The organism is Marinobacterium sp. BA1 (assembly GCF_041155135.1).
GTDB classification, from domain to species: domain Bacteria; phylum Pseudomonadota; class Gammaproteobacteria; order Pseudomonadales; family Balneatricaceae; genus Marinobacterium; species Marinobacterium iners.
This window is the reverse complement of record NZ_BAAFHC010000001.1, coordinates 2364487-2381002: the sequence shown is the minus strand read 5'-3', so window position 1 is coordinate 2381002 and position 16516 is coordinate 2364487. Positions and strand designations below refer to the sequence as shown.

14 protein-coding genes are annotated in these 16516 nt (G+C 53.3%); 11 read left to right on the top strand and 3 right to left on the bottom strand.

Going from position 1 to position 16516, the window contains the following annotated elements; translation table 11 throughout:
- The 7 genes from ACAM29_RS11540 to ACAM29_RS11510 all read left to right on the top strand — a co-directional run bounded on the left by ACAM29_RS11540 (position 1) and on the right by ACAM29_RS11510 (position 8424).
- Positions 1-867, top strand: a complete 867-nt coding sequence (locus tag ACAM29_RS11540; RefSeq protein ID WP_369624199.1) for an acyl-CoA thioester hydrolase/BAAT C-terminal domain-containing protein — start codon at positions 1-3, stop codon at positions 865-867.
- 183 nt (positions 868-1050) lie between these two features.
- Complete coding sequence (locus ACAM29_RS11535; RefSeq protein WP_369624198.1) at positions 1051-1785, top strand: PIG-L deacetylase family protein; 735 nt, start codon at positions 1051-1053, stop codon at positions 1783-1785.
- A gap of 219 nt (positions 1786-2004) precedes the next feature.
- Positions 2005-3228, top strand: coding sequence for a zinc metallochaperone GTPase ZigA (gene zigA / locus ACAM29_RS11530; protein WP_369624197.1), 1224 nt, complete (start codon positions 2005-2007; stop codon positions 3226-3228).
- Positions 3229-3261: 33 nt separating this feature from the next.
- A complete protein-coding gene (gene dksA / locus ACAM29_RS11525; RefSeq protein WP_369624196.1) occupies positions 3262-3666 on the top strand; it encodes an RNA polymerase-binding protein DksA in 405 nt (134 codons plus the stop codon).
- A gap of 67 nt (positions 3667-3733) precedes the next feature.
- Positions 3734-4837, top strand: a complete 1104-nt coding sequence (locus ACAM29_RS11520; protein WP_369624195.1) for a GTP-binding protein — start codon at positions 3734-3736, stop codon at positions 4835-4837.
- 144 nt (positions 4838-4981) lie between these two features.
- Complete coding sequence (thrS, locus tag ACAM29_RS11515; protein ID WP_369624194.1) at positions 4982-7030, top strand: threonine--tRNA ligase; 2049 nt, start codon at positions 4982-4984, stop codon at positions 7028-7030.
- A complete protein-coding gene (locus tag ACAM29_RS11510; protein ID WP_369624193.1) occupies positions 7027-8424 on the top strand; it encodes a dihydroorotase in 1398 nt (465 codons plus the stop codon). Before thrS ends, ACAM29_RS11510 begins: the two co-directional genes overlap by 4 nt.
- A 127-nt stretch (positions 8425-8551) precedes the next feature.
- Here ACAM29_RS11510 and ACAM29_RS11505 read toward each other — a convergent pair whose 3' ends face one another.
- Entirely contained in the window at positions 8552-9442 is an 891-nt protein-coding gene (locus tag ACAM29_RS11505) for a LysR family transcriptional regulator (protein WP_369624192.1), read from the bottom strand.
- A gap of 383 nt (positions 9443-9825) precedes the next feature.
- Here ACAM29_RS11505 and ACAM29_RS11500 point away from each other — a divergent pair, with 383 nt between their 5' ends.
- Positions 9826-10773, top strand: a complete 948-nt coding sequence (locus ACAM29_RS11500; RefSeq protein WP_369622921.1) for an IS30 family transposase — start codon at positions 9826-9828, stop codon at positions 10771-10773.
- 67 nt (positions 10774-10840) lie between these two features.
- Positions 10841-11953: an S-(hydroxymethyl)glutathione dehydrogenase/class III alcohol dehydrogenase gene (locus ACAM29_RS11495; RefSeq protein ID WP_369624191.1), complete on the top strand. Its 1113-nt coding sequence runs from the start codon at positions 10841-10843 to the stop codon at positions 11951-11953.
- A gap of 18 nt (positions 11954-11971) precedes the next feature.
- On the opposite strand, the gene ACAM29_RS11490 is transcribed toward ACAM29_RS11495, so the two are convergent.
- Both ACAM29_RS11490 and ACAM29_RS11485 read right to left on the bottom strand, forming a co-directional pair.
- Positions 11972-13153: a peptidoglycan DD-metalloendopeptidase family protein gene (locus ACAM29_RS11490; RefSeq protein ID WP_369624190.1), complete on the bottom strand. Its 1182-nt coding sequence runs from the start codon at positions 13151-13153 to the stop codon at positions 11972-11974.
- A gap of 554 nt (positions 13154-13707) precedes the next feature.
- The gene (locus tag ACAM29_RS11485) at positions 13708-14622 is read right to left on the bottom strand and encodes a helix-turn-helix transcriptional regulator (protein ID WP_369624189.1); all 915 of its coding nucleotides are present in this window, start codon (positions 14620-14622) and stop codon (positions 13708-13710) included.
- A 259-nt stretch (positions 14623-14881) separates the two neighbouring features.
- On the opposite strand from ACAM29_RS11485, the gene moeB reads away from it, so the two are divergent.
- Entirely contained in the window at positions 14882-16057 is a 1176-nt protein-coding gene (moeB, locus tag ACAM29_RS11480; protein ID WP_369624188.1) for a molybdopterin-synthase adenylyltransferase MoeB, read from the top strand.
- A gap of 15 nt (positions 16058-16072) precedes the next feature.
- Entirely contained in the window at positions 16073-16477 is a 405-nt protein-coding gene (locus ACAM29_RS11475) for a Mov34/MPN/PAD-1 family protein (RefSeq protein ID WP_091822009.1), read from the top strand.
- Positions 16478-16516 lie beyond the last annotated feature (39 nt).

The window sequence follows — 16516 nt, the reverse complement described above, 5'->3', positions numbered from 1 at the left end:
ATGAAATACTTGATTGTTTGCCTGCTGCTTGCGGTTTTGCAGGTCAGGGCAGCGGAAACGCACTTCGTACCAGTAACGGGTGCGCCTTTTGTGGCGGATTATAGCCGTGCTACCGAACCGGGCCGCTATGGTGTCATCGTTCTGGAAGGATCGCGCGGGGGGCAGTCCAACTACCTGGCCGCTAAGGTTGCCGAACTGGGATATCCGGTACTGTCGCTGGCCTACTTCGGTGCGCCGGGCCTGCCGGCGTCACTGCAAGAGATACCACTGGAGTACTTTGAAGCGCCGCGCCAATGGCTGTTGCAACAGCCTGAAACACGCCCCGACGGGGTGGTGGTGTTGGGTTGGTCCAAGGGGGCCGAGCTGGCCTTGCTGCTGGCTGCGCATAATGAAGACTATGCTGGAGTCGTGGCCATTGCCCCCAGTTCTGTGGTCTGGTCGGCACGGCGCTCATCACCTGAAGCACCGGCAGTCAGCAGCTGGAGCCAGAACAGCAAGGGGCTGGATTTCGTGCCGCTAGATGAAGGACTGCTTCAGCAGGAGGGGTTGTTGGCGGCTTTTGCCACCGGGTTACATGACCACGCCGCTACAGAGCGCGCACGGATCCCGGTCGAAAACATCGCGGGACTGGTTCTGCTGTTGTCCGGCGAGGATGATCATATTTGGCCTGCTGCGACGATGGGGGACCAGGTGTGCCGCCGCATGTCGTCGCAATCCTGTACGCACCTTCGCTATCCTGGAGCCGGTCATCTGCTGGACCCAAAATTCCCGATGGGTGGCTCTGCAAGTATCAATGCCAAGGCAGACGCTGCCGTACGTGCCGAGCTGGCTAGTTTTCTACGGGCATTGAACAACAGCACGCCTTAACGGCTCCCTACAGGTGCGGGGTTTAACAATAGAAAATACAAATTAAAACATGCACCTATATCAAAATCTTATACCCCCGAAAACGAAAGCAAATGGATCGGTCAAAACACTGTATGTAGAGTTATAACATAACATTTGCGTGTTATGTGCATCTCTATCTGTCCTTATTACGGGGGTCTTGTCATGAACGAAAAGAAAACTGCGCTCATTATCAGTGCTCACTCTGCAGACTTTGTATGGCGTTGCGGCGGTGCCATCGCGCTGCATCAAAAACTGGGTTATGAGGTGACAATAGCCTGTTTGTCCTATGGCGAGCGCGGTGAATCGGCCAAGCTATGGAAACAGGAGAATATGACGCTTGAAAAGGTGAAAACAGAGCGTCGTAAAGAGGCGGAGGCGGCCGCTCAGGCACTCAACGCACATGACATCCGTTTTTTTGATTTTGGGGATTACCCACTGGAGATCAATACGGATGGTAAATACCAGCTAGTCGATCTGATTCGGGATACTCAACCGAATTTCATGATGAGTCACTCGAAATGGGACCCATACAATACCGACCACATGTATGCGACCGAGGTAGCTATTCAGTGCCGGATGATCGCCCAGGCTTGGGGGCACAACCCCGGTGAGAAAGTGCTGGGCGCGCCTCAGCTGTACCTGTTCGAGCCTCATCAAAGCGAACAGATGGATTGGAAGCCAGACCTCTTCCTGGACATTTCTGAAGTGTGGGACGAGAAAAAGGCTGCGATCGAGTGTATGCAAGGGCAGGAGCATCTCTGGAAGTTCTATGAAAACCTGGCCGAAAACCGCGCCAATCACTTCCGCCGTAATTCGGGTGGCCAGGCCGGTGGCAAGAACTGTCGCTATGCTGAAGGCTTTCAATCACTCTACCCGCGGTGCGTTGAGTCCTTGTAAGCGTGCCTTGTGGACAGGCATCCAGGATTTTGTCGCCGTGAAAGCAGATAGGCCGCTGATGCTGTGACCTTCGCCTGCCAGGAACTGCAAAAGGGATTAGCGGACGTTCGGCTATGATGATATTGTTATGTTATAACATTTAATAAATCCTCGAATTCAGTCACCACCCTGAGGTTCAACCTCTGGGTGCTGGCTGTAATCCGAGGGGCAGGCGAACATATGCTGGACGGTAACACGATGCACACTCACCTCACTTCCGCCAGACTACCGGTAACCGTTCTCTCCGGATTTCTCGGCGCGGGCAAAACCACTCTGCTCAATCACATTCTTAACAATCGCGAAGGCCGACGTGTGGCGGTGATCGTGAACGATATGTCCGAAGTAAATATCGATGCCACCCTCGTGCGCGAAGGGGGGGCAGAGCTTTCACGTACCGATGAAAAACTGGTCGAGATGAGCAACGGCTGTATCTGTTGCACGCTCAGGGAAGATCTTCTGGTGGAGGTTGAGCGACTTGCCAAAGAGGGACGGTTCGATCAGCTGGTAATTGAATCCACTGGCATTTCCGAGCCCATGCCAGTAGCTGAAACCTTCACCTTCGAGGGCGAGGATGGGCAAAGCCTGAGTCATATCGCCCGGCTTGATACGCTGGTGACGGTGGTCGATGCGTTCAACTTTCTGCGCGATTACAGCTCACGCGATAGCCTGCAGATGCGGGGCGAATCACTCGGTGATGATGATCAGCGGACAGTGGTTGATCTGCTCATCGAGCAGTGTGAGTTCTGTGATGTGATAGTCCTAAACAAAACTGACCTGGTATCGGATGACGAGCGTCAGCGTTTGCTTGCGATTCTGCAAAGCCTTAATCCACGTGCTCGCATTGAGATTACCGAATTTGGCAAGGTGCCACTGGATCGGGTGCTGAACACAGGACTGTTCGACTTTGATGCGGCAGCGCTTGCACCGGGGTGGTTACAGGAGTTGCGTGGCACGCATACGCCGGAAACCGAAGAATACGGGATTAGCAGCTTTGTTTATCGGGCTCGCCGCCCCTTTCATCCTCAGCGGTTTTTTGAGCTGGTGGAGAGTGAATGGCCCGGCGTTGTCCGTTCAAAAGGTTACTTTTGGTTGGCCAGTCACCCGACGATTGCCGCTTCCTGGTCTCAAGCCGGTGCCGTAGCACGGCATGGCCCTGAGGGTTACTGGTGGGCGGCAATGCCGGAAGAGCGTTGGCCTTCTGATCCTGAAACCCTTGCCTTTATTCGTGCCAAGTGGGATGAGCATGTGGGCGACGCACGCCAAGAGCTGGTCCTGATTGGTATGGAAATGGATGAAGCTGCGCTGCGTGCACGTTTTGATGCATGTCTGTTGACTGATGCCGAAATGGCGTCTGGCCCTGAAGTCTGGACCAAATGGCCAAATCCGTTCCCCGGTTGGGGCTAATCCGTTGGCAGTACTGGAAAGAGGAATACAGCTATGACGGAAGAAGAGCTGTTGCAGCAGCCTGAAGATGCGTACATGAATGAAGAGCAGAAGGCGTATTTCAATCGGCTTCTACATCAACAGCGCGAGGAGCTGCAGAATCATATTGATAGTGCCGTTGAAGCACTGAGCCAGTATGAATCCAGCAGCGATCCAGCGGACATGGGAAGCATGGAAGAGCAGCGTCAGTCACACCTGCGGATGTTGGAGCGGGAGAAAAAGCTTCTGGCAAAGATTGATCATGCTTTGCATCTCCTGGCACTGGGTGAATATGGGTGGTGCGAGCAAACCGGTGAGCCCATAGGCCTGCCAAGGTTGTTATTGAGACCAACGGCAACGCTGAGTATTGAAGCCAAAGAGCGGCAGGAACGTTTAGATAAACACCAGCGTAAAAATTGAAGTAGAGACAGGCAGGCGTAAGTCTTTCTGCATTCCGGAGGTTGATTGTGTTTGTAAGGAGTCATAAGTGACAGCCGATATGACCGACACTATTCCTGTAACGCTGTTAACTGGGTTTCTGGGTAGCGGTAAAACTACGCTGCTTAACAAGCTGGTATGTCAACCTGAGTTGGCGGACGCACTGGTCATTATCAATGAATTTGGTGAGGCGGCACTTGACCACATGCTGGTTGCTCACAGCACAGAAAACCTGGTGATGGAAATGAGTAGCGGATGTGTCTGCTGCAGCATTCGCGGTGACCTGGTCAAGACACTGCGCGACATTACCTGGCGCTTTTCCCGCAAGGGGCAGCGGCAATTCAGACGCGTGCTGATTGAGACCACAGGGCTTGCCGATCCGGCGCCGATCATCCATACGTTGATGACAGATCCTCAGGTTGCACCCAGGTACCGTCTTGATGGCATTGTGGTAACGCTGGATTTGGCGACGGGTATGCATACCCTCGATCATCACCCTGAAGCAGTCAAGCAGGCTGCCATGGCAGATACGTTGTTGCTGACCAAGCCTGATTTGGCAACCGAAGAGCAACTTGAGGTGTTGCATCAGCGGCTGGATAACATCAACCCGGCAGCTCCTCGCTGGAAGGTTAGTCAGGGCGAAATTACTGCGGACAAGCTGCTTAATCTCGGGCTGTTTTCAACGGCGAACAAAACCAACGATGTGGCGCGCTGGTTAAAAGAAGAAGCCTATGCACCGGACGCGCTTCGCCCCGTTGCGCCTGTTCACGGTGGCGGCCAGGCTGGGTTTTCGATGCGCCCGAAAACCCCCGAATTTGGCCACCAGATTCTGCATGATATCAATCGGCATGATGATCATATACGGGCTTACTGTTTCGCGGTCGACATCCCCATCCCGGAGGAAACGCTGATGACCTGGCTCGAGGTGTTGATGAGCTTTGTCGGCAGTCAGATTTTGCGTGTGAAGGGCATTCTGAATGTTGAAGGGAACAGCAAGCCAATCGTCATTCAGGGCGTCCAGCATATTTTTCATCCACCGGTCACCTTGCCCGCCTGGCCAAGTGATGACCGCCGCTCGCGCCTGGTATTCATCACCCAGGATGTAGAAAAAGACGTGATCGAGAATATCTTCAATGCTCTGTGCAAGGCATAACCCATTAAAACGGCACTCATCGTCAATGATCGTAACCAAATGCAAAACAAGTTTTGACAATCAAAAAGGTGGAACTCAGGTGTTCAAGATTAGTCCTGCTCCTGTCATCAGTGCCCATGGGGCTGACGTCTGGATGCCTATGCCATGAGCAATATTCAGACGTCCTCTGCCTGTGATACACAAAGTATCAAAGTGACCCTGCCCGATGGGCAGGAGCGAAGCTTCCCGGCACCTTTGACGGTGGCGGATGTCGCCACGTCGATTGGGCCCGGCCTGGCCAAGAACACCCTTGCAGGAAAAATTGATGGTCAGCTCGTTGACGCATGTGACCTGATCGACCGTGATGTCACTGTCCAGATTATTACGCCAAACGATGAAGAAGGACTGGCGATCATTCGTCATTCATGTGCGCACTTGGTTGGCCATGCGGTCAAGCAGCTTTTCCCGACGGCAAAAATGGTGATCGGTCCCGTTATTAATGATGGCTTCTATTACGATATTTCGTATGAACGCGCCTTCACGCCAGAGGATTTGGCGGCCATCGAGCAGCGCATGCGCGAGCTCATCGCCACTAACTACTCGGTCATCAAGAGAGTGACTTCACGCGATGAAACAATAGCCATTTTTCGTCAGCGTGATGAAACGTACAAGTTGCGCTTGATTGACGACATGCCTGATGCGACGGCAATGGGCCTCTACTATCACGAAGAATACGTGGATATGTGTCGTGGCCCTCATGTGCCCAATACACGCTTTCTGAAACATTTCAAACTGACCAAGCTCTCGGGCGCTTATTGGCGCGGTGATGCCAAGAATGAGCAGTTGCAACGAATCTATGGGACCGCCTGGGCAGATAAAAAGCAGCTGAGTGCCTATTTGTTGCGTATTGAGGAGGCTGAGAAGCGGGATCATCGCAAACTGGGACGTGAGCTGGATCTATTCCACTTCCAGGAAGATGCACCAGGCGCGGTCTTTTGGCACGCACGCGGTTGGGTCCTGTTTCAGGAGCTGATTACTTACATGCGTCGCCGCCAGCAGCTGGCCGGCTATATCGAGGTCAATACCCCTGACACCATGGACCGCAGCCTGTGGGAGATTTCGGGCCATTGGCAAAACTACAGCGAACACATGTTCACCACCGCAACCGAGGACGGGCGTGTATTGGCGCTGAAGCCCATGAACTGTCCGGGCAGTGTACTGCTGTACCGCCAGGGGCTGAAAAGCTACCGCGACCTGCCTATCCGTATGGGAGAGTTCGGCAAAGTCCATCGCTATGAGCCTTCAGGTGCTTTGCATGGTCTGCTGCGTGTACGTCATTTCACCCAGGATGATGCCCATATTTACTGCACACCTGAACAGATGGACGAGGAGTGCCGTCAGATTGTGGTGTTGGTGCTTGATATCTATCGCCAGTTCGGTTTTGACGATATCCGTATCAAGCTGTCGACCCGACCCAACAACCGTATGGGGGATGACGCCACCTGGGATCTGCTGGAAGGTGCTCTCGTACAGTCGCTTGACAGTCTGAATCTGGAGTACGAGCTAAGCCCCGGTGAAGGTGCCTTCTATGGCCCTAAACTGGAATTCGTGTTGCGCGATGCCATTGGGCGTGACTGGCAGTGCGGCACACTGCAGGTCGATATGAACCTGCCTGAGCGGTTTGGCATCGAATATGTCGATGAAGCTGGCCAACGCAAACGTCCGGTTCTGCTGCACCGCGCGCTGTTCGGCTCGCTGGAGCGCTTCACCGGTATCCTGATTGAGCACTATGCCGGCAAGCTGCCGGCCTGGCTGGCGCCGGTACAGGCGATGGTCATGCCGATTACGGATGCGCAAGCGGCCTATGCCCAGGATGTAGCGGATTGGTTGCGGGATACAGGGCTGCGTGTTGAAACAGACCTGCGCAACGAAAAAATCGGCTACAGAATACGTGAACAGACATTGCAGCGCATTCCCTACCTGATTGTCGTGGGCGCAAACGAGATGGCGTCCGCTCAGGTCTCGCTGCGTAGCCGGGATGGGCAGAATCTGGGTGTACTGGCGCTGGAGCAGGCGCGTGAGCATTTGCTGGATGCATCACGGGCGCCCGATTGGGCGGTACGTCAGCGCATGCAGCAGGAGCGGCACGCACGATTGAGTGCGGCCGAGGGCCAGTCTTTGACGAAGCCAGCCAACGAAGAGGTTACTGAATGAATAATGCAGATACTCTGAGCCGTCGCCTGGAACTTCGTCATGCTGATCTTCTGATTGAGGGCGGCACTGTACTGACCCCCAATGGTGCGGAACGCATAGACTTGGCGTGTGTGCAGGGCCGTATTGTCGCCTTGGGCGATCTGCGGCTTGACTGGAGTGCGCAGACCCGCATTGAGGCGTCTGGCCTGCATGTTCTTCCCGGCGTCATTGACAGCCAGGTGCACTTCCGAGAGCCGGGGCTGATGCATAAAGAAAACCTGGAGGCGGGCACTCGTGGCGCTGTCTTGGGTGGTGTAACCGCCGTGTTTGAAATGCCCAACACCAACCCGCTGACGCTCTGGGAAGACGACCTGCAGGCTAAGCTGGAGGCTGCACGGGGTCGTGTCTGGTGTGATCATGCCTTTTACATCGGCGGCTCGGCAGCCAACGCAAACCAGCTGTCTGTGCTGGAAAACCTGCCCGGCTGTGCCGGTATCAAGGTTTTCATGGGCAGTTCTTTCGGCGATCTGCTGGCGGATGATGAGGCGGTCTTGCGGCGGATTCTCAGTCAGGGACGCCGTCGGCTGGCGGTGCATGCTGAAGATGAGGCGCGATTACGCCAGCGTAAGGCCTTGGTCGAAACCAGTGGTGACGTCCGTCAGCACCCCGAGTGGCGAGATATGGAAAGTGCCTTGATGGCAACGCGCCGTATCCTAAGGCTGGCAGCGGAAACCGGACGTCGCCTGCATGTATTACATGTTTCCACCGCCGAGGAAATGACTCTTCTGGCGCAGCACAAGCGCCGAGTAACGGTGGAGGTGACACCGCATCACCTGACATTGTGCGCTCCCGATTGCTACGAGCGCCTCGGCAGTCTTGCCCAGATGAACCCCCCGGTTCGCGATCAACGCCATAAGGATGCCTTGTGGCGTGCCATTCAAGACGGCCTGGTGGATGTGATTGGCAGTGATCATGCGCCGCATACCTTGCAAGAAAAAGCGAAGCCCTACCCGCAGTCGCCCAGCGGAATGACCGGTGTGCAGACCCTGTTACCGGTGATGCTTGACCATGTGCATGCCGGTCGCTTGAGCCTGGAACGCTTGGTGGATTTGACCAGCGCGGGCCCTGCACGGATCTTCGGTCTCGAAGGCAAGGGGCGCATCGCGCTGGGCTTTGATGCCGATCTGACGCTGGTGGACCTGTCGGCTCGACGTACGATTCGTAACGACTGGATTGCCAGCTGCAGTGGCTGGACGCCCTACGACGATCTGGATGTGACTGGATGGCCTATCCACACGATCATTCGCGGTCAGGTCGTTGTGCGGGATGAAGTCTTGTCCGGGCAGCCCCAGGGTGAGCCTCTGCGCTTCCTGGAAGCCTGGTCAGATACGAAAGCAGAAGAAAAGCTAAGCTGACGGCTGTTTACTGCAGGCCTATGGCATGAATTGAAGAGAAAGCCGAATGGCAACCAGGGTACTGTTGCGAAGGTGTAGTGGCATCCCAGAACATCCATAGAACAGGTCGAGGAAGGGCGGTTGGGTATTACCAGCAGTCTGCAGGGCGTCTGGTAATTTCCTCTCGAAGAAATTCTATAAGCTTGGTGACTTTGGGAGATGGGTATTGTCGGTTCGGATAGAGCGCCCATATACCATCTTCTGGTTCACTGTACTCATCCAGCACGGTTACCAGCTCACCTGACTCCAGATACGGTAAAACGTAGTAGTCAGGTAACTGGACCAGTCCCATCCCTTTTAACGCTGCATCCAGTAATGCATTGCCATTATTACAGGAGATTGAACCTTTAGGGTGCAGCTTGTGATGCTTGCCTTTATGACAAAAGCGCCAGTAGTCGGTACTGCCCAGGAGGCAGTTATGGTTCTGAAGTTGTGATAACTGCTTTGGAGTGCCATGTTTCGCCAAATATTCCGGCGATGCACAAAGATGCTGTACCCGCGTATCCAGTTTACTGGCAACCATACTGGAGTCTTCCAGTTTGCCAAGCCGAATGGCCATGTCGAAACCATCACGCATCAAGTCAAAACGTTCATTACTCAACACCAGATCGATGGTGAGTTGTTCGTGCTGGCGCATGAAATCATTAACAAGCGGTGCTATCACCTTTTCACCATAGGTGATTGCTGCAGTCATTTTGATATGCCCGGTTAAGATACCAGACATATTGATGACGGCTTGATCCGCTTGCTCAAGCCCTATTAACAGCGCTTTACAGTGTTGATAGTAAGTAATGCCAACATCTGTCAAAGAGACATGACGTGTGGTTCGCAGAACCAACTTGGTACCAAGACGTTGCTCAAGCGCCGTCACTTTACGACTTACCTGAGCAGTGGAAATATCCAGAATTTTAGCGGCGGCGGTGAAACTGGCTTCATCAGCCACAGTCACGAACTCGGCAATGCCTTCCCAATGAAACATTATTACACAGACACAAAAGTAGAGTTAAAAAAGAAAAGATTACCACCATCTGGGTAAAAAATAGATTCTATTATTAATCACCGTTCGCTCACAACAATTATTGCAGATACGTAATAGTAATTTACAAAATCACCCAATTATCATTTCAATTGCAACACAATAAGCTACGCCCCACTGAGTTGGTAACCGATGAGCCATGCAGTCAGTCATACCTCACCGGCAACAACAGATGTCACCGCTGTAGCCTCCTGCCTTAACAGGAAAAGGTGTTGTTACAGCGGGAATTCAGATAATAAGTGCGACACTCATGGTTGAACGGCGAGAGGTGGCCAACTGCCGAAGGTGGTACGCTTCAGCTCGCCAAAGTCAAAGTAAGTATCACCATGAGTTATCAGCAGTTGACCGAGGGGAAACGATACCAGATATCGGCTCTCCTTACGCAGGGATATTCGCCGGCAGCGATCGCTACTGTAGTTGAAGTTCATCGCTCCACAGTCTACCGGGAGATGAAGCGTAACAGTCATGACGGGGTGTATGAGCCCGAGGAAGCGCATGCCAGAAGCCATGCACGTCGAGTCATGGCACGCAAATACAGAGTGCCGGAGCAGACCGTCATGTATGTGGAACTGACATTGTCCTGGCACTGGAGTCCGGAACAGATCAGCGGTATCGGCAAGCTCATTGGTCTGCCGGTGAGCCATGAGTGGATATACCGTCATGTCGCTGCCGATAAGGCCCGTGGCGGCAAGCTCTACAAGACATTGCGCCAAGGACACAAACGGTACCGCAAGGGCAGCAACAGCAAGCGTGCGGTCATCCCGGAGCCGATTTCGATCGACGATCGTCCGGCCATCGTGGACACGCGAGAGCGTTTTGGTGACTGGGAGGTCGATACCGTTCTGGGCAAGCATGGTAGCGGTGCGTTGGTCACGCTGGCGGAGCGCAAGAGTCGCCTGTATCTGGTCCGCAGGGTCGACGCCAAGCGGGCTACGGACGTGCGGGATGCGATCATCGATATGCTCATGCCCTATGCGGACCATGTGCATACAATCACGGCGGACAACGGCAGCGAGTTCGTCGAACACAAGGCCGTAGCGGAAGCGCTGGGGGCGGAGTTCTACTTTGCACACCCGTACTCCTCATGGGAGCGTGGACTGAACGAGAACTTCAACGGGCTGCTGCGGCAGTTCATCCCGAAGGGTACGGATCTGAGGCTGATTACGGATGAAGATGTGCGGTGGGCAGAGAAGAGGTTAAACCTGAGGCCGCGTAAATGCCTCGGATTCAGGCAGCCAGAAATGGTGTTCCAAGAATACCTTCAGGCTGCATAGGCGAGTGTCGCACTTCGGAGTTGAATTCGCGAGCAACCTAAATAATAGTGTTCAGTGGAGACCTGAAATGATTAAAACCCGCGCTGCTGTTGCCTTTGCACCAAACCAACCGCTTGAAATCGTTGAGCTAGATCTCGAAGAACCCAAGGCCGGGGAAGTATTGATTCGCAATATTGCAACGGGTGTCTGCCATACCGATTACTTTACACTATCAGGTAAAGATCCAGAGGGCGTTTTCCCTTGCGTTCTTGGGCATGAAGGCGGCTCTATCGTCGAGGCAGTTGGCGAAGGCGTAACCAGTGTTAAGCCCGGAGATCACGTCATCCCGCTTTACATCCCTGAGTGTGGTGAGTGTAAGTACTGTAAATCAGGCAAAACAAACCTTTGCCAGGCGGTTCGTGAAACACAAGGCCGCGGACTTATGCCTGATGGAACGACTCGTTTTAGCTATAAGGGTGAGCCGATCTACCACTACATGGGCACTTCGACATTTTCCGAATACTCTGTCGTTGCAGAAATCTCGTTGGCAAAAATCGACAAGGATGCCCCGTTGGATAAAGTTTGCTTGTTAGGCTGCGGTGTTACTACCGGAATCGGTGCGGCACTTAACACAGCAAAAGTTGAAGAAGGTTCGACTGTTGTGGTGTTTGGTATGGGCTTTATCGGCTTGTCTGTTGTACAAGGTGCGCTCAAGGCCAAAGCGAAGCGCATTATCTGTGTCGACATAAATGACTACAAGCTTGAGAAAGCCAAAGAGTTTGGCGGAACGGAATTCGTGAACCCGACGCACTACGATAAACCTATTGCCGACGTTATCATCGAAATGACAGATGGCGGTGCGGACTACTCTTTTGAATGTATCGGTAGCACTGACATCATGCGCTCGGCTCTGGAATGTACTCACAAAGGCTGGGGTAAAAGCGTTGTTGTTGGCGTCGCTGGAGAAGGTGAGGAGATCTCAACACGCCCATTCCAGTTGGTAACAGGCAGACAATGGCTGGGAACAGCGTTTGGCGGTGTAAAAGGTCGCAGTGAGCTGCCGGGAATGGTGGATGAATACTTGAACGGCGACATTATCATCGACCCTATCATCACTCACAACATGGGCCTTGAAGATATTAATGAAGCTTTCACACTTATGAAAAACGGTGAGTCAATTCGTACTATCATCCATTACTAAGTTGATGTAATTGGCACATTAAATATCGGCCTTGGTGGCCTGCGGTGTACTTCGTGATGCCAGCTGAGTTTGGTTCGCTTGCATCGCGGCTACCAACCTCTCTACCCGCTGTGTGAAAACGGCCATCTCTTCCGCTGGCACTTGGGACGCCGTTGGGATGTCGGCTTTCAATGGGTCGACCGGACGGTTGTTTACATGTAGTTCAAAATGCAGATGAGGGCCCGTACTGCGGCCGGTGTTGCCGGACAAGGCTATCCGGTCGCCTCGATTGAGTCGCTGCCCTTGCTTGACGTCGATGCGACTCAGGTGTAGATAACGGGTCTTGAAGTGACTTGGATGCTCGATCACGATGTACTTCCCGGCGAAGGGATGATTGCCGACTCGGGAAACAATTCCGTCACCGATGGACAGTATCGGTGTTCCTGTCGGCATGGCGAAGTCCACGCCGTGGTGTGGCGCAATTCGACCGGTGACAGGATGCAAGCGCCGCAAATTGAAATGGGAGCTGACCCTGTAACGGCCCTGCATGGGATAGCGAAGAAAGGCGCGGCTCAGGCTCTCGCCGTGGTCATCGTAATAGTTGCCATCCTCATGGAGAAAAGCGTTCAGAGTGCGGTTTCCAAGTCGCAATCGAATGGCTTCGATACGGGTCTGACCTGTAGCACCAGCATCCACCATTTCTCTGCCCAAGACGATCTCAAAATGATCGCCTGCGCGAACGTCCCGACGAAAGTTTACCTTTTCTTCTAAAATCCGCTGAGCTCGGAAGATATCGCCATCGCTTAGTCCAGCCTCGCTTGCAGAAGCATAAAAACTGCCATGGATCGGTGCGCCTAGCACTTCTTCGTGCCAGTTGCTCGGCTTGATCTCTTCTTCAAACTCGAAGTGGTCGTTGATGGTTCGCCGGTAGTGGATCGTGTGGCCGGGATGAGAAACTATCGATAGAACAAGCAAATCACCGGAGTTGGTAGCGCGCTCGAAACGCAGTAAGGTCCCGGGCCGGAGCACATCCAGTGCGAGCAGCTCTTCGTCTGCCGCGAGGACCGCATTCAAGGCAGTATTCCCGAATCCTTGTTCCATGAAAATGTCGCTGAGGGTATCGCCTGGCTGAATTTCGTAGTTCATCGAGACCTGTGCTGGTGGTTCTACAAGGTCTGGAAGCTGCCATTCGATCAAGGAAGGTGCGGCACTGTCTTCCATCGTGGCCGTACTCTGTATGTTTGATTCAGAGGATGAATTCGATAAGGCCGTGTAGACATAGATGCAACATGTGGCCACGAACCCTGCCAGGGCTAGATGAAAGCGAGGGTAGGTGCGCTGGCCAATAGTATGTGTGTTGGCTGCAATGAGCGACGCGCCCTTCGGAGTTATGGATGTCATCGGTAACTACGTTCCGTTTGTTGATCGCGCTATCACGAACCGCGAGTTAAAGCATCATTATCCAATAGATTATTGTTATAACATAACACTTGAAGGAAGTGCCATACTTCGTACACATGATGTGTGTTGCTTTTCATGCTACCTGTTCTCAGCGTTGTGAAGTGCGTAATGAGTCAGTTAATCGTGAGGCGGCCTACGCTCTCATTGAGGAGATGTATGTCGACGTCCCTAATCCAATGATCCTGTAAATTTTTCTTACTGCCTGCAGTGCATAAGCGGGCAGGGTGGATCTGCTACAGGCTGCCGTAAGTTTTCAGGAAACGATGGTCAGCACGTTTTAGGCGTGACTGTGACGGAGTGATAAGCTGCGAGGGTTAGTTCCCGCTGCTTTTCACCGATTTTGGCGCATGACCAAAAAAACGCGTGAAAGCAACACTGAAGTTGTTGGGGTAACGGTAACCGACCATCCAGGCCGTTTGTGCGACCTGATAGCCGGAAGTCAGGAGTGTATGAGCTTTGTGCATGCGTAGCTCGGTCAGCAGCTGTTTGGGGCTTGTGTTATACAGATACTGAAACCCTTGCTTCAGTTTGTGCTCGCTCAGTCCAACTTGGTGACTCAAGTAAGACAGTGTTAGATCAATATCAAGGTTCTGATTCATTAAATTTCGAGCCTGCTCAACCCGTTCCAACTCTTGAGTGCTGAATACCTGTTTTTCCTTACACGGCTCTGGCACAAGCTGCTCAAATTGTTCGGCTAGCAAGCTCAAGGCATGAATATGTGCGTTGAGCTTGTTGGGCATGTCGTTAATGTTTGGCTGGTTATGTCGGTTGAGTGCCTTGATATGACTATTAGTAGCCATGGAGTTGTGGTGAAAGGCAAGTTGATGAAGGTGCCCATCGCCCAGCAGAGCGTTACAGCGCTCGTCGCCTAGATAACGTTGTAGCCAGACTTCGTTGACCGCCAGCCGTAACTGCGAAACTGATTGGTTGGCTTTGTAGTGACGTTCGCCAGGCGTGTTGGCAAAGGTGGATATAGTGGTGTGTCCGGCCTTGAAAGATAAGTCAGAATTCTTTTGCTGGTAAAAAGCGGAGACACCATGCACTCCCAGTGTGACGACTAGCACTCGTCCCTGGTGAGGACAGGCGGTTTCTTCGATCAGTGGGCGCCGCGGATGGTAGTGCAGCCGGATTAAGGCCAGGCCAGTCTCCAGCTCCAGATGCTCTGAGTAGCACAACCCCAAGTCGGGTGGTAGTTGCCGACGGCACCAGCCGTTTTTCAGCTGAAACATCTGACGTGGGACATCCAGTCCCAAGCGAATGGGGGTACTCTGCATGATATTGACTCCTGTCAGTCTTACCGAGTCAAATGATAATCATTATTATATAGTAGTCAAGTTAATTACCTTCTGGTTGCAGTGCCTTGTGACCCTCTCCCTCCTGAGCTGTTTCGCATAGTTTTTTCTGTTTTGCATACGAAAAATGGCTTTTCATTTGTTATTTTTTTAATAAGAATGATTATCGTTATGTTTTAAGCATGGAGATTGGATTATGCCTTTGCCCCCCGTTGTGGAGCCCGCCGCCGAGTTGAGCCGGGATGAAATTAACCGTTATAGCCGACACTTGTTGATCCCCGATGTGGGTATGGAGGGGCAGCGCAGACTCAAGAATGCTCGTGTACTCGTAATCGGTGCGGGCGGCTTGGGTTCTCCAGTACTGTTGTATCTTGCTGCAGCCGGTGTCGGAACCCTGGGGATCGTTGACTTCGACCGGGTAGAGGAATCCAACCTGCAGCGTCAAGTGATCCATCAAGTGGATCAGGTCGGTGTATTGAAGGCTGAGAGTGCCAAGCGTGCCATTGATGCCCTGAATCCGCTGGTTTGTGTTGAAACTCATACCTTTCGGCTGGAGCCTGATAATGCTGTCGAGCTGTTCTCCCAGTATGACCTGATCGTGGACGGGACCGATAATTTCGCGACTCGTTACCTGGTCAATGATGCCTGCATTCTGGCGGAAAGGCCCTATGTTTGGGGCTCCATCTTCCGTTTTGAGGGGCAAGTATCCGTGTTCTGGGAAAGTGCCCCAAATGGCATGGGACTCAATTATCGTGATCTCTATCCAGAGCCGCCGCCACCCGAGTTTGCACCATCCTGCTCCGAGGGAGGCGTGCTGGGTATCCTGTGCGCTTCGATAGGGTCTGTCATGGCGACCGAGGCGATCAAGCTGATTACTGGTATTGGGGACCCTTTGCTGGGGCGCTTGCTTACCTATGATGCATTGGCGATGCACTATCATGAACTGCCGTTACGACGTGATCCGCAGCGGACTCCGGTGACGGAGTTGGTAGATTACGAATACTTCTGTGGCCTGGGTCTTGCGGTGCGGGAAACGCCCGCCATGCCCGTGCCGCAATTATCGGTACAGGCCTTGAGCGCCAAATTGGCGGAAGGGCATCGGCCCCTACTGATTGATGTGCGTGAACCCACCGAATGGGACATTGTGCGTATTCCCCAGTCTTGCCTGAGATCACGCTCTTCCAACCTGGCGAAGGAACTTGTGGACGAATACGGCGCTGATGCAGAGATGATCATCGTCTGTAAATCAGGTCAGCGCTCGCAGGCGGTCGCTGCCGAGTTGCAAGCGCTTGGTGTGCACAAAGCGCACAATCTCATAGGTGGAGTGGTGGCCTGGGTCAGCGAAATCGACCCCGCATTGCCATCCTACTGATGCGAGGACAAAGTCATGTTGAAGATCAGTAGTGCAGTGCTGGATGCCATCATTGAGCAGGCACGCAAGGACCATCCTATCGAGACCTGTGGCGTAGTAGCGGCCGACGTTGGTAGCCCGGTTGCCGATCGGTGGATTCCGATGCGCAATCAGGCGGCTTCCGAAACCTTTTTCTGTTTCGATCCACGTCAGCAATACAAGGTTTGGTGCGAGCTGGAGGAGTGCAACCAGGAGTGCCGGGTGATCTATCACTCCCATACCGCGAGCATTGCCTGGCCCAGTCGTGAAGATATCGAGCATGCCCTCTATCCCGATGCGCATTACCTGATTGTTTCCACCTGGGAGCCGGCCGACTGTCCAGTACGCAGTTTCCGCATATCAGACGGCGCGGTGCTGGAAGAGCAGGTTGTCCCCGTCTGATTGGCGTTTCATTTATTCAGCGCCGGGCATCCCGGCATA

Coding starts and splice junctions, on each gene's coding strand:
- ACAM29_RS11495 (WP_369624191.1), top strand. CDS start 10,841: ATGATTAAAACCCGCGCTGCTGTTGCCTTTGCACCAAACCAACCGCTT.
- ACAM29_RS11475 (WP_091822009.1), top strand. CDS start 16,073: ATGTTGAAGATCAGTAGTGCAGTGCTGGATGCCATCATTGAGCAGGCA.
- ACAM29_RS11485 (WP_369624189.1), bottom strand. CDS start 14,622: ATGTTTCAGCTGAAAAACGGCTGGTGCCGTCGGCAACTACCACCCGAC.
- ACAM29_RS11510 (WP_369624193.1), top strand. CDS start 7,027: ATGAATAATGCAGATACTCTGAGCCGTCGCCTGGAACTTCGTCATGCT.
- ACAM29_RS11535 (WP_369624198.1), top strand. CDS start 1,051: ATGAACGAAAAGAAAACTGCGCTCATTATCAGTGCTCACTCTGCAGAC.
- thrS (WP_369624194.1), top strand. CDS start 4,982: ATGAGCAATATTCAGACGTCCTCTGCCTGTGATACACAAAGTATCAAA.
- ACAM29_RS11500 (WP_369622921.1), top strand. CDS start 9,826: ATGAGTTATCAGCAGTTGACCGAGGGGAAACGATACCAGATATCGGCT.
- ACAM29_RS11490 (WP_369624190.1), bottom strand. CDS start 13,153: ATGGAAGACAGTGCCGCACCTTCCTTGATCGAATGGCAGCTTCCAGAC.
- zigA (WP_369624197.1), top strand. CDS start 2,005: ATGCTGGACGGTAACACGATGCACACTCACCTCACTTCCGCCAGACTA.
- moeB (WP_369624188.1), top strand. CDS start 14,882: ATGCCTTTGCCCCCCGTTGTGGAGCCCGCCGCCGAGTTGAGCCGGGAT.
- dksA (WP_369624196.1), top strand. CDS start 3,262: ATGACGGAAGAAGAGCTGTTGCAGCAGCCTGAAGATGCGTACATGAAT.
- ACAM29_RS11540 (WP_369624199.1), top strand. CDS start 1: ATGAAATACTTGATTGTTTGCCTGCTGCTTGCGGTTTTGCAGGTCAGG.
- ACAM29_RS11505 (WP_369624192.1), bottom strand. CDS start 9,442: ATGTTTCATTGGGAAGGCATTGCCGAGTTCGTGACTGTGGCTGATGAA.